The following is a 16,160-nucleotide window of genomic DNA, read 5'->3' on the forward strand; positions in this document are numbered from 1 at the left end:
CTTGATCAAATCCAAAAAACCGGGAAAATATCGGGACACTTGCAGGGAGAAGAAAATGTCAATCAAAACGCTGACACTGACAGCGATCATCGCATTGGGGGTTTCGGCGGCCTTTGCCGACGAGGTGCGTGTCTACAACTGGTCCGACTATATCGATGAGGACCTTCTGAAGAAATTCGAGGAAGAAACAGGTCTGACGCTGATCTACGACGTGTTTGACAGCAACGAGGTTCTGGAAACCAAGATGCTGGCCGGTGGATCGGGTTATGACGTGGTGGTGCCGTCGGGCACGTTCCTTCAGCGCCAGATTCAAGCGGGCGCTTTTCAGGAACTGGACACAGCCAAGCTTTCGAATGCCGGAAACCTTTGGGACGTCATTCAGGACCGCACGTCGGGCTACGATCCGAACAACGCCCATTCGATCAACTACATGTGGGGGACGACTGGAATTGGCGTGAATGTCGGCAAGGTCAAAGAAGCCCTGGGTGACGACGTGGCGCTGAACAGCATGGATCTGGTTCTGAAACCAGAGAACATGGAGAAGCTTGCCTCATGCGGTGTGCATTTCCTGGATGCACCATCTGAAATGATACCGATGGCGTTGCAGTATCTGGGTGAAGACCCGGACAGCCACGATCCGGATGTGATCAAGAAGGTCGAAGGTGTTCTGACCGCGGTGCGCCCGCATATCCAGAAATTCCACAGCTCGGAATATATCAACGCGCTGGCAAACGGGGATATCTGCGTCGCCGTTGGTTGGTCGGGCGATATCCTTCAGGCGCGGGACCGCGCGGCCGAGGCCGATAACGGAGTCGAGATTGAATACCACCCGTTTGCCGAAGGCTCGTTGATGTGGTTCGACCAGATGGCCATTCCTGCGGATGCGCCGAACCCGGAAGGGGCGCATAAGTTCCTCGATTTCATCCTGGACGCCAATAACATGGCCGCCGCGTCGAACTATGTGTACTACGCCAACGGCAACAAGGCCTCGCAAGAGTTTCTGGCCGAGGACGTGATTGGTGATCCGGCGATTTACCCGGATGAGGCCACGATGCAGAACCTCTACATCACGACGCCATACCCGTCGAAAACCCAGCGGGTCGTGACCCGTCTGTGGACCAAGATCAAGTCAGGCACCTGATCATTCAACACGGGGCGGGTGGACCGCCCCGTGTTCATTTTGTCCGTAGAGATCGACGGGGGCCGCTTTGAACACCGAAGTCTTTGCGCCGTGGGATGACCCGCAGGCGAAACCACTTATCCAGTTCCAGAATGTGACCAAAAGGTTCGGCGGTTTTACCGCCATCGACAACCTGTCGCTGGACATTTTCGAACGGGAATTCTTTGCTCTGCTCGGCCCGTCCGGTTGCGGCAAGACCACGATGATGCGGATGCTGGCAGGGTTCGAGACCCCGACCGAAGGGCATATCATGCTGGGCGGTCAGGACATTGACCCGATCCCGCCGAACAAGCGGGCGGTGAACATGATGTTCCAGTCCTATGCCCTGTTCCCGCATCTCAGCATCTGGGACAACATCGCCTTTGGTCTGCGCCGGGACAACATGCCCAAGCATGATCTTGAAGACCGGGTCGAGGAAATGCTACGCCTGACCCGGCTGGAGCAATTTGCCCGCCGCAAGCCGCATCAGATCTCGGGTGGGCAACGGCAAAGGGTGGCGTTGGCGCGGTCACTGGCCAAGGCGCCAAGGTTGCTTTTGCTGGATGAACCGCTGGGCGCGCTGGACAAGAAACTGCGGCAGGACACGCAGTTCGAACTGATGGACATTCAGGAAAAAACCGGCACGACCTTTGTGATCGTCACCCACGATCAGGAAGAGGCGATGACCGTTGCCAGCCGCGTTGCCGTAATGGATCAGGGCAGGCTGATGCAGGTCGCCACGCCGGATCGCATCTATGAGACCCCGAATTCGGTCTACGTCGCAGACTTCATTGGCGATGTGAACATTATCGAAGGCCGCGCGACATCAAACGGTCAGGATACCTATCAGATCGACTGGGCCGAGGGGCAGGCCCCGCTGACCGCAACCTCGGACGCCGGGTTCTCGAATGGCCAATCCTGCCATCTGGCAATCCGGCCCGAGAAGGTGACAATTTCCGCCGACCGCCCAACAGACGCAATCAATGCCATTCAAGGCAAGGTGCATGACATCGCCTATCTGGGCAATCTGTCCACCTATCACGTCGAACTGGCAAACGGCACGATCATCAAGGCGCAATCCGCCAATACCCGTCGCATCTCGCGCCGGTCGTTCACTTGGGAAGACCCGGTCTGGCTGTCCTGGACAGCAACGGCTGCGGTTCTGCTGGCGAACTGATGCGCCGCGCCCTGCTGATTGCCGTTCCCTATGTCTGGCTGCTGGCGCTGTTCATGGTGCCGTTCTTCATCGTACTGAAGATCTCTCTGTCCGACACTGAACTGGCGATCCCGCCCTATACGCCGACGCTGGACCTTTCGCAGGGATGGGCCGGGATCAAGGACTTCTTCAGCCAGTTGGATTTCGAAAACTTCGTCTGGCTGACCGAGGATGACCTGTATTGGAAGGCTTATCTGTCCAGCGTCAAAATCGCCGTGATCTCGACCTTCTTCACGTTGCTGGTGGGCTATCCGATCGCCTATGGCATGGCCCGCGCGCCCGAGGAATGGCGACCGACGCTGATGATGCTGGTGATCCTGCCGTTCTGGACGTCCTTCCTGATCCGCGTCTATGCGTGGATGGGCATTCTGTCGAACGAAGGTTATCTTAACCAACTGCTGCTCTGGACGGGCATCATCTCGACCCCGTTGACGATCCTGAACACCAACACGGCGGTCTATATCGGCATCGTCTACACCTATCTGCCCTTCATGATCCTGCCGATTTATTCGGCGCTGGAGCGGATGGACGAATCCCTGATCGAAGCTGCCGAGGATTTGGGCTGTTCACGGCTGCAAGCCTTCTGGCTGGTGACCATCCCGCTGTCGCGTCCCGGCATAATCGCAGGGTGTTTCCTCGTGATGATCCCTGTAATTGGTGAGTTCGTGATCCCGTCCCTGCTGGGCGGCTCGGGCACGCTGATGATCGGTAAAGTTCTGTGGGAAGAGTTCTTCTCGAACCGCGATTGGCCCGTCGCCAGTGCTGTTGCGGTTGTCCTGCTGTTGATCCTGGTGATCCCGATTGTGCTGTTCCAGCGCAACCAGCAAAAACAGACGGAGGCCGAACAATGAGCAGATTAAGCTGGTTCAACACGGTCTCGCTGACGCTGGGGTTCGCCTTCTTGTATATCCCGATGCTGATCCTGATCATCTACAGCTTCAATGAAAGCAAGCTGGTCACAGTCTGGGCGGGTTTCTCGACCAAATGGTATGGAGAGCTGTTCCAGAACGAACAGATCCTGGATGCCGCATGGGTGACGTTGCGCGTGGCTGTATTCTCGTCAACAATCGCAACCGTTTTGGGTACTGCTGCCGCCTATGTGTTGGTGCGTGGAGGGCGTTTCTTTGGCCGTACACTGTTTTCGGGCATGATCTATGCGCCGCTGGTGATGCCCGAAGTCATCACCGGATTGTCGCTGCTGTTGCTGTTCATCGGCATCGGATTGGATCGGGGCATCCTGACCATTGTGTTGGCGCACACGACATTCTCGATGTGCTTTGTGTCCGTCGTCGTCTCGTCGCGGCTAGTGACGTTCGATCAGTCGCTGGAAGAGGCCGCACTTGATTTGGGGTGCTCTCCGGCGCAAGCGTTTCGTCTGGTGACCCTGCCGATTATCGCGCCTGCCGTGATCTCGGGCTGGTTGCTGGCCTTCACCCTGTCGCTGGACGATCTGGTGATCGCGTCCTTTACCTCGGGCCCGTCGGCCACGACCTTGCCGATGCGGATATTCTCGGCCGTGCGTCTGGGGGTCAGCCCTGAAATCAACGCGCTGTCGACCATCATGATCGCGGTTGTCACCCTTGGCGTGATCACCGCCTCGTTGGTGACAAAACGCGCGATGATGCGGCAGCGACAAGATGAAATGGCCGCTGCCCGAACGGAATGAGGCGCATTTTCCCCGACTATACCTACGGCCCCGGCCCGCGCGCGGGGTGTTGGTGGGATGAAACCAGCCCCAGCCCCGATTGGCCGGTGCAGAAAGGTGATCAGAGCGTCGATGTCGCCATAATTGGCGGAGGTTTCACCGGCGTCTCTGCCGCGCTGCATCTGGCAGAAGGCGGGGCCTCGGTCGCGGTGTTCGAGGCGGAAACCCCCGGCTGGGGCGCCTCCGGTCGCAACGGCGGGTTTTGCTGTCTGGGCGGCTCAAAGCTGAGCCACAGGACCATGGTGCGCCGGTTTGGCGAACAGGAGGCGGACGCCTACGGGCAGGCAGAACAGGATGCGGTCCAACTGGTCGCCGGGTTGCTGGACAAGCATGAGATCGATGCCGACACACATTCCGCAGGCGAAACCCAACTGGCGCATACCAAGCGCGCAATGACCCGTCTGCGTCGGCATGCAGACAAGAACGGCACCCTGCACGAGGCCAACGACCTGCCCGCGTTGGGGCTGAACGGCCCGTTTTACGGTGGCTACACGACTCCCGTCGGCTTTGGCCTGAACCCGCGCAAGTATCTGTTTGGCCTCGCGCGCGCTGCGCATGATCTGGGGGTGCAGCTTTATCAGAAAAGCCCGGTTCAGCGCGTCCAGAAATCCGGGCCGGGGTTTCGGCTGGCCACCCCCAACGGCTGTGTACAGGCCGACACGGTCCTGATCTGCACCAATGGCTATTCAAGCGAGGATGTGCCGGACTGGTTGTCTGGCCGGTATCTACCGGCGCAATCCACCGTTCTGGTCACACGCCCCCTGACCGAGGCCGAGAAGATGGCGCAGGGCTGGACCTCGGATCAGATGTGCTATGACACCCGGCATTTGCTGCACTATTTCCGATTGATGCCCGACGGGCGATTTCTGTTCGGAATGCGCGGTGGACTGCGATCCTCGGACCGGGCCGAGGCTGCAATTCGTCACAAGGTGCAAAGGGATTTCAGGCGAATGTTCCCTGCCTGGGCCGGGATCGAGATCACGCATATCTGGTCGGGCATGGTGTGCCTGTCCCACGGTTTGGTGCCTTATGCGGGCCCGGTGCCCCGGCAACCCGGCCTGTTCGCGGGTTTTGCGTTTCATGGCAACGGCGTTGCAATGGGCACCTATTGTGGTCGGGCCTTGGCGCGATTGGCTCTGGGACAAGATGCCGGGCTGCCCGGTCCGATGACACAGCCTCCGCAGCGATTTCCCCTTGGCAGGTGGCGACGCGCGGTTCTGCCGCCTGCTTATGCGGCCATGTCGATCGCGGATTGGTGAGTTCGGATCAGCGCAGTGCCTCGATCTCAAGTTCCAAACCGTGCCGGTAATCCGGTGCACCGTTTTCCATCCGCCACAGACAATACGCCGCCATGCGCCAGGCGAACCATGGGTGCAACTGTCTGTACCGGACCGTAATCGCCTTATCCCGATAAGCTGTCAGGAACCGTTCTGTCTGATCGGTCGCCAAAGGCGCCCCCCGGTATAGTTTCTGCATCGCCGGGGACAGGAACATCGCCAAATCCTCACAAGGATCCCCCAACGCCGGACATTGCCAGTCGATCAGGGTCAAACCGGTATCTGCCACCAGAATGTTGCCCGGCACAGGATCGCCATGGATCAGGCAAACATCAGAAATCGGTTCGACCGAGTGTGAGGGCCGCAAGTCCAGCAGCGTCTGAAGGGTTTGGGACGAACACCGATCAAGGATTCTTAGCCCGTGCTGTTCCAGATCCGCGCTGCCATTGCACCCTTCTGGTGCCGGAACCGGAAATTGCTGCCGGTGCAAATCCCAAAGCAGCTCGGCCACCGGCTCGGGCTCCTTGTCCCAGGGTGATCCGGGCGCGTGGTCGTAGAACACCCAGCGGTCCTGCTGGTGCCGCCCTGCGGCGCGCAGCCGAGGCACAAATCCGGTGGGTTCCAGCGCTTTCAGGCAGCGGGCTTCCAGTTCGGCATCGTTGCCAAACAGAGGGTTGCGCAGGGATGAGCTATAGAGTTTCAAAACCCTGTCGCAATCGCCGCCAAGCACCTTCCAGACCTGATTGGTCCGCCCGCCATATAGGGTCTCGAAACGCGCACCTTCATGAACCAGCGCTTTGTCGATCAGCTGCTGGACAAGGTCGGGCGGAGGTTTGGGCAGGTCGGGCAGGGCGTTAACCAGTTCTTCAAGCGAGTCGCGAATGGCCTAGCTTTGGCCCGCCCGGCCCGTCAGTTCAAGCGCCCGCGCGCACGGCTGTGACCTGATCGGTGGGAACAACCTGCCCGCTTTCAAGGGTCAGCAGGATCGACGCGTCTCCGATCTGGGCTTCTACCACCCGGCTGTATGAGGCGGCAGGCGTGTCCGACAACCGGTCACCATCCTGAAAACTGCGAAGCGTGGCCGTGTAGGTCCCGGGGGGCAGCGGATTGCCATCGGCGTCGGTACCAGCCCAGATAAATTCGGTCTGATCCAGCGGCACATCTGTCCGGCTGACAACCGCGCCTTGTTCGTCCCGGATGATCATTGTCGCTTTGTCCGCCGCATCATCGGGCTGGGCGAACAAGGTCACGGGCGCGTTTTCAAAATGGAACCCCGCGGTCGAGCGCACATCCATTCCAACCCAATTCGCCAGTTCGCCAAGGTTCAGGCCCCCCATGCTGGCTGTCAGCGAGGACAGCAGATCATTGGTCTGCACCTGCTGCTCAACCATCGAAAACTGCGCAAGCTGCGAGGCATATTCGGTGGAATCCATCGGCTCCAACGGGTCCTGATTCTGGGCCTGTGTGGTCATCATCAGCAGAAAGGTTTCGAAATCGGATGCAATGGCCGAGCTTTGAGTGCTGGCTGCCGTCTGAATCTGGCTTGTGCTTTGCGCAAGCTGGGTTGGGTTTATCATTGTCATAACCTCATATCGATGCCCCTGCCCGGGGCCGATTTTTGTGGAATTGCATTGGTATGGACCGCCGCTTCTTCGGATGGCATCTCGACAAAGCCGGAGGCGTGCGGATCGCGCGTGCCCTGCCGGGGGTCCGAAGACGTGCCCAGATCGAAGGACAGGTCGGTATAGCCAAGCTTCTGGAACTCGGCGTTCAGAACGGCAATATGTCGGCGCATCAGGTCCAGCGTTTCAGGACGCTCGGCGGCAATCGTGACATAAAACCCGTCATCGCGGCCATTCAGTACGATTGAAACCCGCCCCAATTCTTCGGGGTTCAGTGCAATCTCGACCGCGCCTGACCCGGGCCGCGCCTGCACCGCCGCTGCCATTTGTCCGGCAATGGCCCGCGCGACCTCGGCCCGCGCCGCCTGAGCGGGCGCGCTGAGTGACGGGGCCGATTCACGCGAAGATTGCAACACCGGCTCATCGGCCATAACAGGCAGAGCCTCTGGTTTCTCGACAGGTCCCGGTTCTTCAACCTCACGAGGGGTAGCCGTCGCCAGAATCTGCATCTGAACCGCGCTGGGAGGTCGATCCATTGGCACCTGCGACTGCGGTGATTTTGGCAGGTCGCTCGCGATCTTTGGGGCATCCCGATGCATTGTCACTTGCCCTTTGGATGACAGCTCCGGCCCGTTTGTGGAACGTGCCGCGAGAGCCGATTCGACGGGCGTTCCATTGTTCACCTGCGTGATAGCAGGCGACGCATTGGGCGGGGCGTTGTTTCGCGTGTCCGGCTGCGGCACGGCTGCTTGCACGTCTTTAGGCGGGGCGGGGTCATGCGGGATCGTTGCCTGCGCCGCCGGGCCAGCCTCCACAGCTTGTGGCACAGCCTGCGCGCCAATCGTCACTTGTGTTTGCACGGTTTTTCCCGTGGGCGGCGCCTGTTCAATGGCACGTTCGGCAACCGGCACCGGCTTGACCTCGGCCACAGCGAGCGTGGGGGCGGGAGGCTCGGTTTCGATATCGGGCCCGTCGGTTGCAATCTTGGCTTCGGGTAAATCGGCCCCTTCTTCTGTCACCTCGGGTATGGGATCTTGTACCGGCGCAGAGTCCTGCTGATCCAGAATATCCTGAAACTGCGCCGTCTTTTTTGACGCATCCGATTCGTGCGTCGCAGTCTCGGGCTTGGCAGTCGATGTGGGCGTGTTTGTCGCCAGTGTCAGCGGGTTGGGCATTTTGCTCCGGCTCCGTCTTGTGTGACCGGAAATCTGCCCTCAGGAAGTTACGTTTATTTTAACCGCTTTCCTCTTTGATCGAGAAAGTTCGATGCAATTTTCGGAGAAAGCAATGAAGGTTTCGGCCCTCCCCCCACCGGTTCCAACCACGGATAAGCTCAGGTCTGCAGCCGTTGAGCTTGAGGCCGCATTCCTAGCGGAGATGTTGAAGTCCGCCGGTCTGGGGGAATCGCGCGACTCGTTCGGCGGCGGGGCCGGAGAGGATCAGTTCTCGTCCTTTCTGGTTCAGCATCAAGCACGACAATTGGCCCAGTCCGGCGGCGTCGGGCTGTCGGAACTTTTACTCAAATCAATGATGGAGCGCAGCAATGACAGCTGATTCCGATACGATTCTGATCCGGTCGCTGGAAGAGATTCTGGATCTTGAACGCGCGGCGCTGGTTGACGGCGATCTGGATCGCCTGACCCTGATGGTGCCGGAAAAAGAAAAGCTGATCGGTGCGATCAACGATCTTCAGGTACGCGACAGTGCCGAGTTGATTCGCGTTCAGCAAAAGGTCGAACGCAATCAGGCCCTGCTGAACAGCGCGGCAGACGGCATCCGCGCCGTGGCTGCGCGCATGGCCGAACTGCGCCGGGTACGCCAGGAATTCAGCACCTATGGCGCAGATGGCCAGCGCAACGGGTACAAGGTGCGCAGCCATGCAAAGCTGGAAAAACGGGCATAGCCGTCGGTTTGATTCAAATCCGAAATTTCCGGGTTGGGCGTTTTAGCACTCCGTTAGGGGATCACGGTCAAGAGTGTCCCTGCACTTGATGAACACAGGTGGCGCGAACGGCCTCAGGGTGCGTCGCACAGGTCAGAACGACAGCAAAGCCCGCAGGCATTGCGGGGTGAAACTGGGCGCAAAAGGCCCGAACGGAAAAGGATGAAAGCTATGTCCAGCATTCTGACAAACAATGGCGCAATGGTTGCGCTGCAGACCCTGAAGTCGGTCAACAAGAACCTTGAAATGACCCAGAACGCGATCTCGACCGGTAAGGATGTCGCGACCGCCAAGGACAATTCGGCCGTGTGGGCGATCTCCAAAGTCATGGAGTCGGACGTCAAAGGCTTCAACGCCATCAAGGACAGCCTGTCACTGGGTGAATCCACCGTTGCCGTAGCGCGGAATGCGTCGGAAACGGTGACCGATCTGCTGACCCAGATGAAGGGCAAGATCGTTGCCGCGCAGGAAGGCAATGTTGACCGCGCCAAGATCAATGACGACGTGACCGCCCTGCGCGATCAGATCGCATCGGTTGTCGGAGCCGCGCAGTTCAACGGTCTCAACCTGGTGGATGGGACCGCGGGCACTGTCTCGATCCTGTCCTCGCTTGACCGTGATGGCACCGGTGCCGTGAACTCTGCGTCGATTTCTGTGGCGAGCCAGGATCTGTCGATTGGTGGGTATACGGCCAAGGGCGTTCTTGCCGGTTCGGACGGTGCGACAACCGACAATGACGTGGCAGGCTTCACCATGGACCGCACCACGGGCACTGGTGACATTCTCATCGACAGTTCGACGGACAACTTTGAAGTCGGTGACAGTGTGTCGATCCGCGTTGGCGATCAGGAAGTGTCATATACGATCCAGGACAGCGATCTTGATCCGTCGGGAACCTATGACGAGAACTACACCGATGCTCTGGTCGCGGTCGGCCTGAAGAATGAGATCGATGCGTTGGGCATCACGGGTCTTGCCGTTGATTATGACGCGTCCAGTGCGCCGAACACCCTGTCCTTCGCGACGGGTACCGCCGCTGCAGGTGCTGATGCGGATCAGGACATTTCTATCTCTGCTCAGTTCACCAACGCGGGTTCTGGCGGTCTGGGTGCGCTGAGCTCGATTGACGTGTCGACCGATGCAGGTGCAGCGGCAGCACTGGGCACGATCGAAACGCTGATCGATACCTCGATCGACGCGGCGGCGGCCTTTGGGTCCGTGCAGGGCCGGATCGAAACCCAGCAGGATTTCGTTTCGAAACTGACCGACTCGTTCAAATCCGGTATCGGCTCGCTGGTTGATGCCGACATGGAAGAGACCTCGGCCCGGTTGCAGGCCCTGCAGGTACAGCAGCAATTGGCAACCCAATCGCTGTCGATTGCCAACCAGGCGCCGCAGTCGATCCTGTCGCTGTTCCGTTAATTCCGGAACCTGGTCGGGGCGCGGGTTTCGCGCCCCGGCATTGACCGCATGAAGACGGCCTATTGGAAGGATTTCAAGTGACCCCGCAAATGCTTGCTCACAACGCCTACGCGCAAACCGCTGCTCCTATTCGAACGCCGCGCGATACTGAATTCGAGGCGATCTCGAAAATCACGCGCCGTCTCAAAGCGGCCGCAGCACGCAAGTCAACTGATTTTGCCGGATTTGTTCAGGCCGTGCATGAAAACCGGCGTCTGTGGACGGTTCTTGCAACGGGCGTGTCTGACTCGGATAACGCCCTGCCCAATGACCTGCGGGCCCGCATTTTCTATCTGGCGGAGTTTACCGAACATCACAGCAGTCAGGTTCTGACCAACAACGCAACCATTGATCCCTTGTTGGAAATCAACACCGCAGTTCTGCGCGGGCTGCGTCAGGGTGGGGCCGCGTGATGGGGGGGCTGGTCCTGAAATTGGCCCCGAAAGAGAGGGTTCTGATCAACGGCGTTGTCATTGAAAACGGGGATCGACGCAGCCGGTTCTCGATCATGACGCCGCAGGCCAATGTGCTGAGGTTGCGAGATGCCATTCACCCGGATGAGGTGAATACACCCGTCCGTCGTGTCTGTTACGCCGCGCAGCTTGTTCTGTCCGGGGATATGGATCCTGTTTCCGCAAGACAACAACTGCTGCGCCGCGTTGAAGAACTGAGTCAGGTTTTCACCGATGCCGACAGCCGGCGCGTTCTGACCGAAGCAACCGATGCGCTGGTGGCCGAGCATTATTATAAATGTCTGAAATCGCTCCGCTCGCTATTGCCGAGGGAAGAGCGTTTGATGGCCTATCAGCAATGACCTTCCAACCCGTCATACCCACTGGCGGGCTGGTCGGCTGGCGCTTTCTGCAACGCACGTACGATTCGCAGTTTCAGGCCTTTTCGACCTCGAACATCAACGAGCGAGAGACACGGTATTTTCTGGAAAACATCGGTCAGGTCGAAACAGCCGAACAACTGGTGTCGGATCGGAGGCTGTTGCAAGTCGCACTTGGGGCGTTTGGGCTTGAGGGTGATCTGGATAACCGCTTCTTCATCCGCAAGATCCTTGAGGATGGAACCAGCGCCGATGACGCCTTGTCCAACCGGTTGGCCGACAAGCGGTATCGCGAGTTCTCGGACGCTTTCGGATTTGGCCCCGGTCAGGTGCGGCGGACCGGATTTGCATCGCTTATGGAGCAGGTCGCACAGGACAACATGACCGCACGTTTCGAGATCTCGGTAGGTGACTCGGATGAGTCCATGCGCATCACCCTTTATGCGCAACACGCACTGACCGAACTGGCTGAGGCGGATACAAGCACGGACACGAAGTGGTTCGATCTGATGGGGTTACCGCCGCTGCGCAGCATGATGGAAACGGCATTGGGATTACCTGCGTCCTTCGGGCAGTTGGACATTGATACGCAATTGGTCGAGTTCAAAGAGCGTTTGTTCAGTCTGACGGGCTCTGAAGATCTGTCGCAATTCACGGATGAGGGCGCTGTGTCCCGCCTGACCGATACCTACCTTGCGCGCAGCCAGATTGCGCAGTTGCAGAACACGATCTCTCCTGCGCAGACCGCGCTGATCCTGCTGGGGGCCGGGTAATCCTATGATGGCCGAACAAGTCACGGGATGAACCGTCTTTGGCGAAACCGGGTTCGCCGAAGACTATGATTGCACCGCTGGTCGAAAGACCCGGATCGAGGCACAGGCAAGCTAAGAATTCAGGATGTCATCTGCAGATGTGCGCAATGCATAGGATCTGACCGGTTTGGACACATTATGCAACGCGACCTCGCCCAAGGGCTGCGCATTTGCGCAGGCCGGCGCGATGTCTTCCGAAACTACGATGCGGTGCCCAACGGTTTTGCCGAACTCCCCCAACCGGGCGGCGACATTGGCAGCCTGACCGATCACGGTGAAATCCAACCTTTCGCGCGAGCCGACATTGCCATAGGTCACACGCCCATAGGCCAGACCGATCGAGCAATCGCAATGGGTGTCGGTGCCGGCTTGCCGCAACTCGCCCAGTCGTTCGACAATTCCAATTGCCGTACGTTGCGCGCTTTCTCGCGCGACCGCGGGGTCGTCGATGGCCGGAAAGACAGCAAGCACAGCGTCGCCGATGAATTTCAGAACTTCTCCCCCATTGTCGTGAACGATGCCGGATACGGTTTCGAAAAACTCATTCAGAAGGTTGATATAAGCCGCACGTCCCAATTTCTCTTCAAGGCTGGTCGAATTGCGCAGATCGCAGAACATGATCGCCGCATCAATCTCATCCCCGTCGCCGCGACGGATTTCACCACCCAGAACCCGCGCCCCGGATCGTTTGCCGACATAGGTTTCCAGCAGAACCTGCGCGTTCTCGCGCTGCATGAACACTTCGTAATACCGAGCGATCACGGCCGAGCATTCAAAAACCAGCCCAAGATTTTCGGTCGTGAAGCCGTTGGGGTGATCGCAGGTCAGGGTCAGAACATTGGTGCGCCCGTCCGAAAACGGCAGCGGCATGGCGACATAGTCCGTTGCGCCCTTGGCCCTCAAATCCTCCATGATCGGGAAACTGTTATGGGGGTTCTCGTCGTTCAGCCGTTGCCGCACGCCACCCAGCCCGTTGGAAACATGACGCAGCGGGCTGTTGATAAACGCCGGATGGTCATGGATCTCGTAGGTTGGTGCGTGGGTCAGAATCTCGGCCTGATCCTTTTCCCAGATATAATGCTTGCCCACGATCAGGGGATGAAGCGACCAGGCCAGAATGCTGAGGCGTTGAATCGCGATCCCGTGTTCCAGCATTTTCTCGGCCAGCGCTTCTGTAAACGCCTCGGGCGTATTGGCGGTTGAGGCACCGCGCATCAGCCAATCAATCAAGGGGCCGCTGATGTTCCCGTCATCAGGTTCGCGCAGTTGGTTCTGGCCCAGATCGATCTCGGTATAGGCGTCGGGCATGAACCCGATATGGCCCTGAATCGCGATGCTTTCCGGCAGCGCGTCTTCATAGGCCCAGACGGAATTGGTCAGATGCTCACCCGGCAGGTTGATGTCATGATAGGTCGCGGTGCCCTTGAACGGGCAAAAGGTCTGCAGTTCGGTTTCCGAACTCAGGTCCACGCACAAATCCGCGCGCGGGATGTAGAGGGTGGGCGGCAGCCGTGTCTCATACATCACCTTGGCATTGTGGCTCTCGGCCAGAAGAATGTCGTTCCGGTAAATGGCAATTCTGCCTTTCAACGGCTCGACAGAGATTCCGTAACCTTTGGGTCTTGGTGTGGCGTGGACGTTCATGATCGACCTCCCTTGCCATGGGGTCCCAAAATAATGGGGTTTTCCGGTCTTTATTCCAAGGGGCACGGCCCAGTTTTTCCGCTGCGCCGGGTCACACCATCTGGATGACGTCCTTTTCGATGGACAGCATATAGCCCTTTTTGGCGATATTCTTGACCAACAATTCGCTGACCATCTGGTTGCCCAACGCGTCGCGAAGGCGTTTGATACGGGTGGCCCCGGCTGCCTCGTCACAATCGGCTGCATCACGGCCCGAGATCATCGCCTCGATCTGGGCACCTGACAGGACCTCGTCGTCAAGGCGGGATTCGGCCAGAATGGACAGGGTTTCCATCGCGGCAGGGGTCAGTTTGAAGTCCATGTTGTTGAGGTAAACCGTGTTTTCCTCGCGGCTGATCAAAAGCGAGGTCACCTGAATCCCGGTGCGTTCGATCTGTGCCATGCGCCGGTTCAGCAGCACCAGCATCACCAGAAACACAAAGGCCGAAATCAGCATCGCGCAGGAAAAGACAAGCAGCACATAGATGACCATCCGATAGCTGGCCAGCGTATCGGCAAAGGCGGTGCCGGATTGGGCCAGAATCTCCAACAGCCGGATTTCGGCCTGCGTGGTCAGGTCGCTTTCGACAAACAGCCTTTCGACCCGTGCGTTGAAGGCGTTGGCGTCGGGCAGGGTCCAGAACAGAAATGCGGCTGCGGTCACGAGAATGGCCAGGATGGCAGCAATGCCCAGCCCGACCAGTCGAACCCCGGAGCGTCTTGCGTCAGAAACGGAGATAGAATTTTCCGGCATTGGCCTTCCTTTGATCCAACCCTTCCGGCCCAAATACCGACATGACGTTCAGCAAGGTCCAGCCGGACCCGCGCAGGCGCTGCGCGACCTCCTGCTTTGCCTGCCCTTTTTTGCACGAAGACACCTGCATCACGCCGTAGTGCAGGCGCAACGGATTGTCCTGTTTGGCCTTGTAGTCGGCATAGCAATCCGCCGCCAAAGCAGAGGAGCCCACCGATAACAGGGTCGCAATGACCAGAGAAGAGAGGATCTGTTTCATAGGCCGCATCCTGCGCATGGGTGGCCGGGATATTCAATAACATAAGGGGTTAGACGCGGCTGATATTCGATAACAACCGCGCGTTATTGCTTGTCTGAAGGGGGCGGGCCCAGTGTCGGGGCATCACATTCGCGGTCCTTAGCGGGTCCGCCCCAAGTTGCGAAAGGACATGCATCATGCACCGCAAATTCATCGCCCTGATCGTCGCCACCGCCATTGCCGTTACCGGCGTCTCGGCCTCGCAAGCGCGGGCTGCAGATACCGGGGACATTCTTGGCGGGCTGGCCGCCATTGCCATCATCGGCGCGGCGGTCAATCACTATAACAAGGAAAAGCGCAGGGATCGGCCGAGCCGCCAGTATCATCACGTGTACAAGGAACCGAAGATCGTGCATCCACATGTTCGTCCGGTTCCGAAACGTGTGGCGCGATATGACCTGCCGCACCGGTGCCTGCGGACCATCAAAGGCTACGGACCCAACCGGCAGTTGCTTGGGCCAAAATGCCTGAAGAAACACTACAGACATGCCAATAGCCTGCCCAACCAATGCAAGGTCGGTTTCTGGAACGGCAAAAAGGTCAAGCGGGGGTATGAACCCGCGTGCCTGCGCCAGCAAGGATACCGCGTGGTTTACCAGTAATCGGTCACGAGCAGGAGCGGTGCCGCAAGAAGCGCCGCGCAAGAGAGGGGGCGGCACAAGCTGCCCTCTCTTTTTTCTTGCGGTCGGTCGTGAAACGCGGTTTGCCAAAGGGATGATGGTACCGAATTTTGAACTTGAGCAGGCCCTGCTGGACCGAGGGCATCTGCGCGTCGCAGGTGTTGATGAGGTCGGGCGCGGCCCGCTGGCCGGGCCGGTTGTGGCGGCTGCGGTGATTCTGAACCCCGGTGATATTCCCGCCGGGTTGAACGATTCCAAGAAACTAACCGCCAAGCGCCGCGCCGCTTTGGATACGGTCTTGCGGGACAGCGCCGAATTTGCGGTTGCCGAGGCGTCGGTGGAAGAAATCGACGAGATCAACATCCTGCGCGCCTCGCATCTGGCCATGGCGCGGGCGGTGGCGGCCCTGGACCCTGCGCCCGATTTTCTGCTGATCGATGGCATTATGATACCGCGCGGCCTGAAAATCCCTTCGCAGGCGGTTGTCAAAGGGGATGCGCGATCGGTGTCGATCGCGGCGGCCTCGATCCTTGCCAAAAACTGGCGCGATCAGGTGATGGTGGATTTGGCGCAACAGCATCCGGGCTATGGGTGGGAGACAAATGCCGGTTATCCGTCAAAACAACACAAGGAGGCGCTGCAAAATCTTGGTGTGACCCCACACCATAGACGTTCGTTCAAGCCTGTCCACAATATCTTGTATCAAGAGTAAATCGTAAGTCGCTGATTCAAAAAAGAAATTGACGGCGAATCGTCTTTGACTCATCCTTGTCTCAACC

20 protein-coding genes are annotated in these 16,160 nt (G+C 58.7%); 14 read left to right on the forward strand and 6 right to left on the reverse strand.

Translation table 11 applies throughout. From position 1 onward, the window contains the following. The first annotated feature begins 55 nt into the window (after nucleotides 1-55). The 5 genes from ACR0MO_RS16915 (at nucleotide 56) to ACR0MO_RS16935 (ending at nucleotide 5,339) form a co-directional block, all read left to right on the forward strand. Complete coding sequence (locus ACR0MO_RS16915) at nucleotides 56-1,141, forward strand: polyamine ABC transporter substrate-binding protein (protein ID WP_480892419.1); 1,086 nt, start codon at nucleotides 56-58, stop codon at nucleotides 1,139-1,141. Between the two features lie 67 nt (nucleotides 1,142-1,208). Further along, complete coding sequence (locus ACR0MO_RS16920) at nucleotides 1,209-2,336, forward strand: ABC transporter ATP-binding protein (RefSeq protein WP_170634195.1); 1,128 nt, start codon at nucleotides 1,209-1,211, stop codon at nucleotides 2,334-2,336. Then, nucleotides 2,336-3,226 carry an ABC transporter permease subunit gene (locus ACR0MO_RS16925; protein ID WP_170455299.1) on the forward strand — a complete coding sequence of 297 codons (891 nt, stop codon included), beginning with the start codon at nucleotides 2,336-2,338 and terminating at the stop codon, nucleotides 3,224-3,226. Before ACR0MO_RS16920 ends, ACR0MO_RS16925 begins: the two co-directional genes overlap by 1 nt. Continuing rightward, complete coding sequence (locus tag ACR0MO_RS16930) at nucleotides 3,223-4,041, forward strand: ABC transporter permease (protein WP_170455297.1); 819 nt, start codon at nucleotides 3,223-3,225, stop codon at nucleotides 4,039-4,041. The genes ACR0MO_RS16925 and ACR0MO_RS16930 overlap by 4 nt, the downstream gene beginning before the upstream one ends. Then, nucleotides 4,038-5,339, forward strand: coding sequence for an NAD(P)/FAD-dependent oxidoreductase (locus tag ACR0MO_RS16935; RefSeq protein ID WP_170624639.1), 1,302 nt, complete (start codon nucleotides 4,038-4,040; stop codon nucleotides 5,337-5,339). The genes ACR0MO_RS16930 and ACR0MO_RS16935 overlap by 4 nt, the downstream gene beginning before the upstream one ends. A 7-nt stretch (nucleotides 5,340-5,346) precedes the next feature. Here the strand turns inward: ACR0MO_RS16935 and ACR0MO_RS16940 are convergent, their stop codons facing one another. Next, nucleotides 5,347-6,207: a phosphotransferase family protein gene (locus ACR0MO_RS16940; protein WP_480892519.1), complete on the reverse strand. Its 861-nt coding sequence runs from the start codon at nucleotides 6,205-6,207 to the stop codon at nucleotides 5,347-5,349. On the opposite strand from ACR0MO_RS16940, the gene ACR0MO_RS16945 reads away from it, so the two are divergent. After that, nucleotides 6,142-6,297: a hypothetical protein gene (locus tag ACR0MO_RS16945; protein WP_170455293.1), complete on the forward strand. Its 156-nt coding sequence runs from the start codon at nucleotides 6,142-6,144 to the stop codon at nucleotides 6,295-6,297. The two genes, ACR0MO_RS16940 and ACR0MO_RS16945, sit on opposite strands and share 66 nt — an antisense overlap. On the opposite strand, the gene ACR0MO_RS16950 is transcribed toward ACR0MO_RS16945, so the two are convergent. Together ACR0MO_RS16950 and ACR0MO_RS16955 are read right to left on the reverse strand one after the other, a co-directional pair. Beyond that, nucleotides 6,272-6,934 (reverse strand): flagellar hook capping FlgD N-terminal domain-containing protein, encoded by a 663-nt coding sequence (locus ACR0MO_RS16950; protein ID WP_480892423.1) that lies wholly within the window; start codon nucleotides 6,932-6,934, stop codon nucleotides 6,272-6,274. The genes ACR0MO_RS16945 and ACR0MO_RS16950 overlap by 26 nt on opposite strands. A 2-nt stretch (nucleotides 6,935-6,936) precedes the next feature. Beyond that, nucleotides 6,937-8,154, reverse strand: a complete 1,218-nt coding sequence (locus tag ACR0MO_RS16955) for a flagellar hook-length control protein FliK (protein ID WP_480892425.1) — start codon at nucleotides 8,152-8,154, stop codon at nucleotides 6,937-6,939. 112 nt (nucleotides 8,155-8,266) lie between these two features. Between ACR0MO_RS16955 and ACR0MO_RS16960 the strand changes: the two genes are divergently transcribed. The 6 genes from ACR0MO_RS16960 to ACR0MO_RS16985 all read left to right on the forward strand — a co-directional run bounded on the left by ACR0MO_RS16960 (nucleotide 8,267) and on the right by ACR0MO_RS16985 (nucleotide 11,987). Further along, nucleotides 8,267-8,533 carry a rod-binding protein gene (locus ACR0MO_RS16960; RefSeq protein WP_170523802.1) on the forward strand — a complete coding sequence of 89 codons (267 nt, stop codon included), beginning with the start codon at nucleotides 8,267-8,269 and terminating at the stop codon, nucleotides 8,531-8,533. After that, entirely contained in the window at nucleotides 8,523-8,882 is a 360-nt protein-coding gene (locus ACR0MO_RS16965) for a flagellar biosynthesis protein FlgN (protein WP_170455284.1), read from the forward strand. The genes ACR0MO_RS16960 and ACR0MO_RS16965 overlap by 11 nt, the downstream gene beginning before the upstream one ends. Before the next feature lie 210 nt (nucleotides 8,883-9,092). Beyond that, complete coding sequence (locus ACR0MO_RS16970; RefSeq protein WP_170455282.1) at nucleotides 9,093-10,343, forward strand: flagellin; 1,251 nt, start codon at nucleotides 9,093-9,095, stop codon at nucleotides 10,341-10,343. A gap of 77 nt (nucleotides 10,344-10,420) precedes the next feature. Continuing rightward, nucleotides 10,421-10,795 (forward strand): flagellar biosynthesis regulator FlaF, encoded by a 375-nt coding sequence (flaF, locus tag ACR0MO_RS16975; RefSeq protein ID WP_170455280.1) that lies wholly within the window; start codon nucleotides 10,421-10,423, stop codon nucleotides 10,793-10,795. After that, on the forward strand, nucleotides 10,795-11,196 hold the full coding sequence (gene flbT / locus ACR0MO_RS16980; RefSeq protein WP_170455278.1) for a flagellar biosynthesis repressor FlbT: 402 nt from the start codon (nucleotides 10,795-10,797) through the stop codon (nucleotides 11,194-11,196). Before flaF ends, flbT begins: the two co-directional genes overlap by 1 nt. Next, nucleotides 11,193-11,987, forward strand: coding sequence for a DUF1217 domain-containing protein (locus ACR0MO_RS16985; protein WP_170624631.1), 795 nt, complete (start codon nucleotides 11,193-11,195; stop codon nucleotides 11,985-11,987). The genes flbT and ACR0MO_RS16985 overlap by 4 nt, the downstream gene beginning before the upstream one ends. 111 nt (nucleotides 11,988-12,098) lie before the next feature. On the opposite strand, the gene ACR0MO_RS16990 is transcribed toward ACR0MO_RS16985, so the two are convergent. From ACR0MO_RS16990 to ACR0MO_RS17000, 3 genes are all read right to left on the reverse strand, one after another. Next, a complete protein-coding gene (locus ACR0MO_RS16990; RefSeq protein WP_480892428.1) occupies nucleotides 12,099-13,670 on the reverse strand; it encodes a DUF427 domain-containing protein in 1,572 nt (523 codons plus the stop codon). A gap of 91 nt (nucleotides 13,671-13,761) precedes the next feature. Further along, complete coding sequence (locus tag ACR0MO_RS16995) at nucleotides 13,762-14,463, reverse strand: helix-turn-helix domain-containing protein (RefSeq protein ID WP_170523814.1); 702 nt, start codon at nucleotides 14,461-14,463, stop codon at nucleotides 13,762-13,764. Next, nucleotides 14,435-14,722 (reverse strand): hypothetical protein, encoded by a 288-nt coding sequence (locus ACR0MO_RS17000; RefSeq protein ID WP_170455270.1) that lies wholly within the window; start codon nucleotides 14,720-14,722, stop codon nucleotides 14,435-14,437. Before ACR0MO_RS17000 ends, ACR0MO_RS16995 begins: the two co-directional genes overlap by 29 nt. Nucleotides 14,723-14,898: 176 nt before the next feature. On the opposite strand from ACR0MO_RS17000, the gene ACR0MO_RS17005 reads away from it, so the two are divergent. Together ACR0MO_RS17005 and ACR0MO_RS17010 are read left to right on the forward strand one after the other, a co-directional pair. Further along, nucleotides 14,899-15,363, forward strand: coding sequence for a hypothetical protein (locus ACR0MO_RS17005; protein WP_170523816.1), 465 nt, complete (start codon nucleotides 14,899-14,901; stop codon nucleotides 15,361-15,363). A 112-nt stretch (nucleotides 15,364-15,475) separates the two neighbouring features. After that, a complete protein-coding gene (locus ACR0MO_RS17010; protein WP_170523819.1) occupies nucleotides 15,476-16,093 on the forward strand; it encodes a ribonuclease HII in 618 nt (205 codons plus the stop codon). The last annotated feature ends 67 nt before the right edge of the window (nucleotides 16,094-16,160 follow it).

It is taken from the genome of Ruegeria sp. K5, from assembly GCF_056531805.1.

What these genes read in the sequence shown, in the direction of transcription:
- ACR0MO_RS16915 (WP_480892419.1), top strand. Translation starts at nt 56, where the DNA reads ATGTCAATCAAAACGCTGACACTGACAGCGATCATCGCATTGGGGGTT.
- ACR0MO_RS16925 (WP_170455299.1), top strand. Translation starts at nt 2,336, where the DNA reads ATGCGCCGCGCCCTGCTGATTGCCGTTCCCTATGTCTGGCTGCTGGCG.
- ACR0MO_RS16930 (WP_170455297.1), top strand. Translation starts at nt 3,223, where the DNA reads ATGAGCAGATTAAGCTGGTTCAACACGGTCTCGCTGACGCTGGGGTTC.
- ACR0MO_RS16935 (WP_170624639.1), top strand. Translation starts at nt 4,038, where the DNA reads ATGAGGCGCATTTTCCCCGACTATACCTACGGCCCCGGCCCGCGCGCG.
- ACR0MO_RS16945 (WP_170455293.1), top strand. Translation starts at nt 6,142, where the DNA reads ATGAACCAGCGCTTTGTCGATCAGCTGCTGGACAAGGTCGGGCGGAGG.
- ACR0MO_RS16950 (WP_480892423.1), bottom strand. Translation starts at nt 6,934, where the DNA reads ATGATAAACCCAACCCAGCTTGCGCAAAGCACAAGCCAGATTCAGACG.
- ACR0MO_RS16955 (WP_480892425.1), bottom strand. Translation starts at nt 8,154, where the DNA reads ATGCCCAACCCGCTGACACTGGCGACAAACACGCCCACATCGACTGCC.
- ACR0MO_RS16960 (WP_170523802.1), top strand. Translation starts at nt 8,267, where the DNA reads ATGAAGGTTTCGGCCCTCCCCCCACCGGTTCCAACCACGGATAAGCTC.
- ACR0MO_RS16965 (WP_170455284.1), top strand. Translation starts at nt 8,523, where the DNA reads ATGACAGCTGATTCCGATACGATTCTGATCCGGTCGCTGGAAGAGATT.
- ACR0MO_RS16970 (WP_170455282.1), top strand. Translation starts at nt 9,093, where the DNA reads ATGTCCAGCATTCTGACAAACAATGGCGCAATGGTTGCGCTGCAGACC.
- flbT (WP_170455278.1), top strand. Translation starts at nt 10,795, where the DNA reads ATGGGGGGGCTGGTCCTGAAATTGGCCCCGAAAGAGAGGGTTCTGATC.
- ACR0MO_RS16985 (WP_170624631.1), top strand. Translation starts at nt 11,193, where the DNA reads ATGACCTTCCAACCCGTCATACCCACTGGCGGGCTGGTCGGCTGGCGC.
- ACR0MO_RS16990 (WP_480892428.1), bottom strand. Translation starts at nt 13,670, where the DNA reads ATGAACGTCCACGCCACACCAAGACCCAAAGGTTACGGAATCTCTGTC.
- ACR0MO_RS16995 (WP_170523814.1), bottom strand. Translation starts at nt 14,463, where the DNA reads ATGCCGGAAAATTCTATCTCCGTTTCTGACGCAAGACGCTCCGGGGTT.
- ACR0MO_RS17000 (WP_170455270.1), bottom strand. Translation starts at nt 14,722, where the DNA reads ATGAAACAGATCCTCTCTTCTCTGGTCATTGCGACCCTGTTATCGGTG.
- ACR0MO_RS17005 (WP_170523816.1), top strand. Translation starts at nt 14,899, where the DNA reads ATGCACCGCAAATTCATCGCCCTGATCGTCGCCACCGCCATTGCCGTT.
- ACR0MO_RS17010 (WP_170523819.1), top strand. Translation starts at nt 15,476, where the DNA reads ATGATGGTACCGAATTTTGAACTTGAGCAGGCCCTGCTGGACCGAGGG.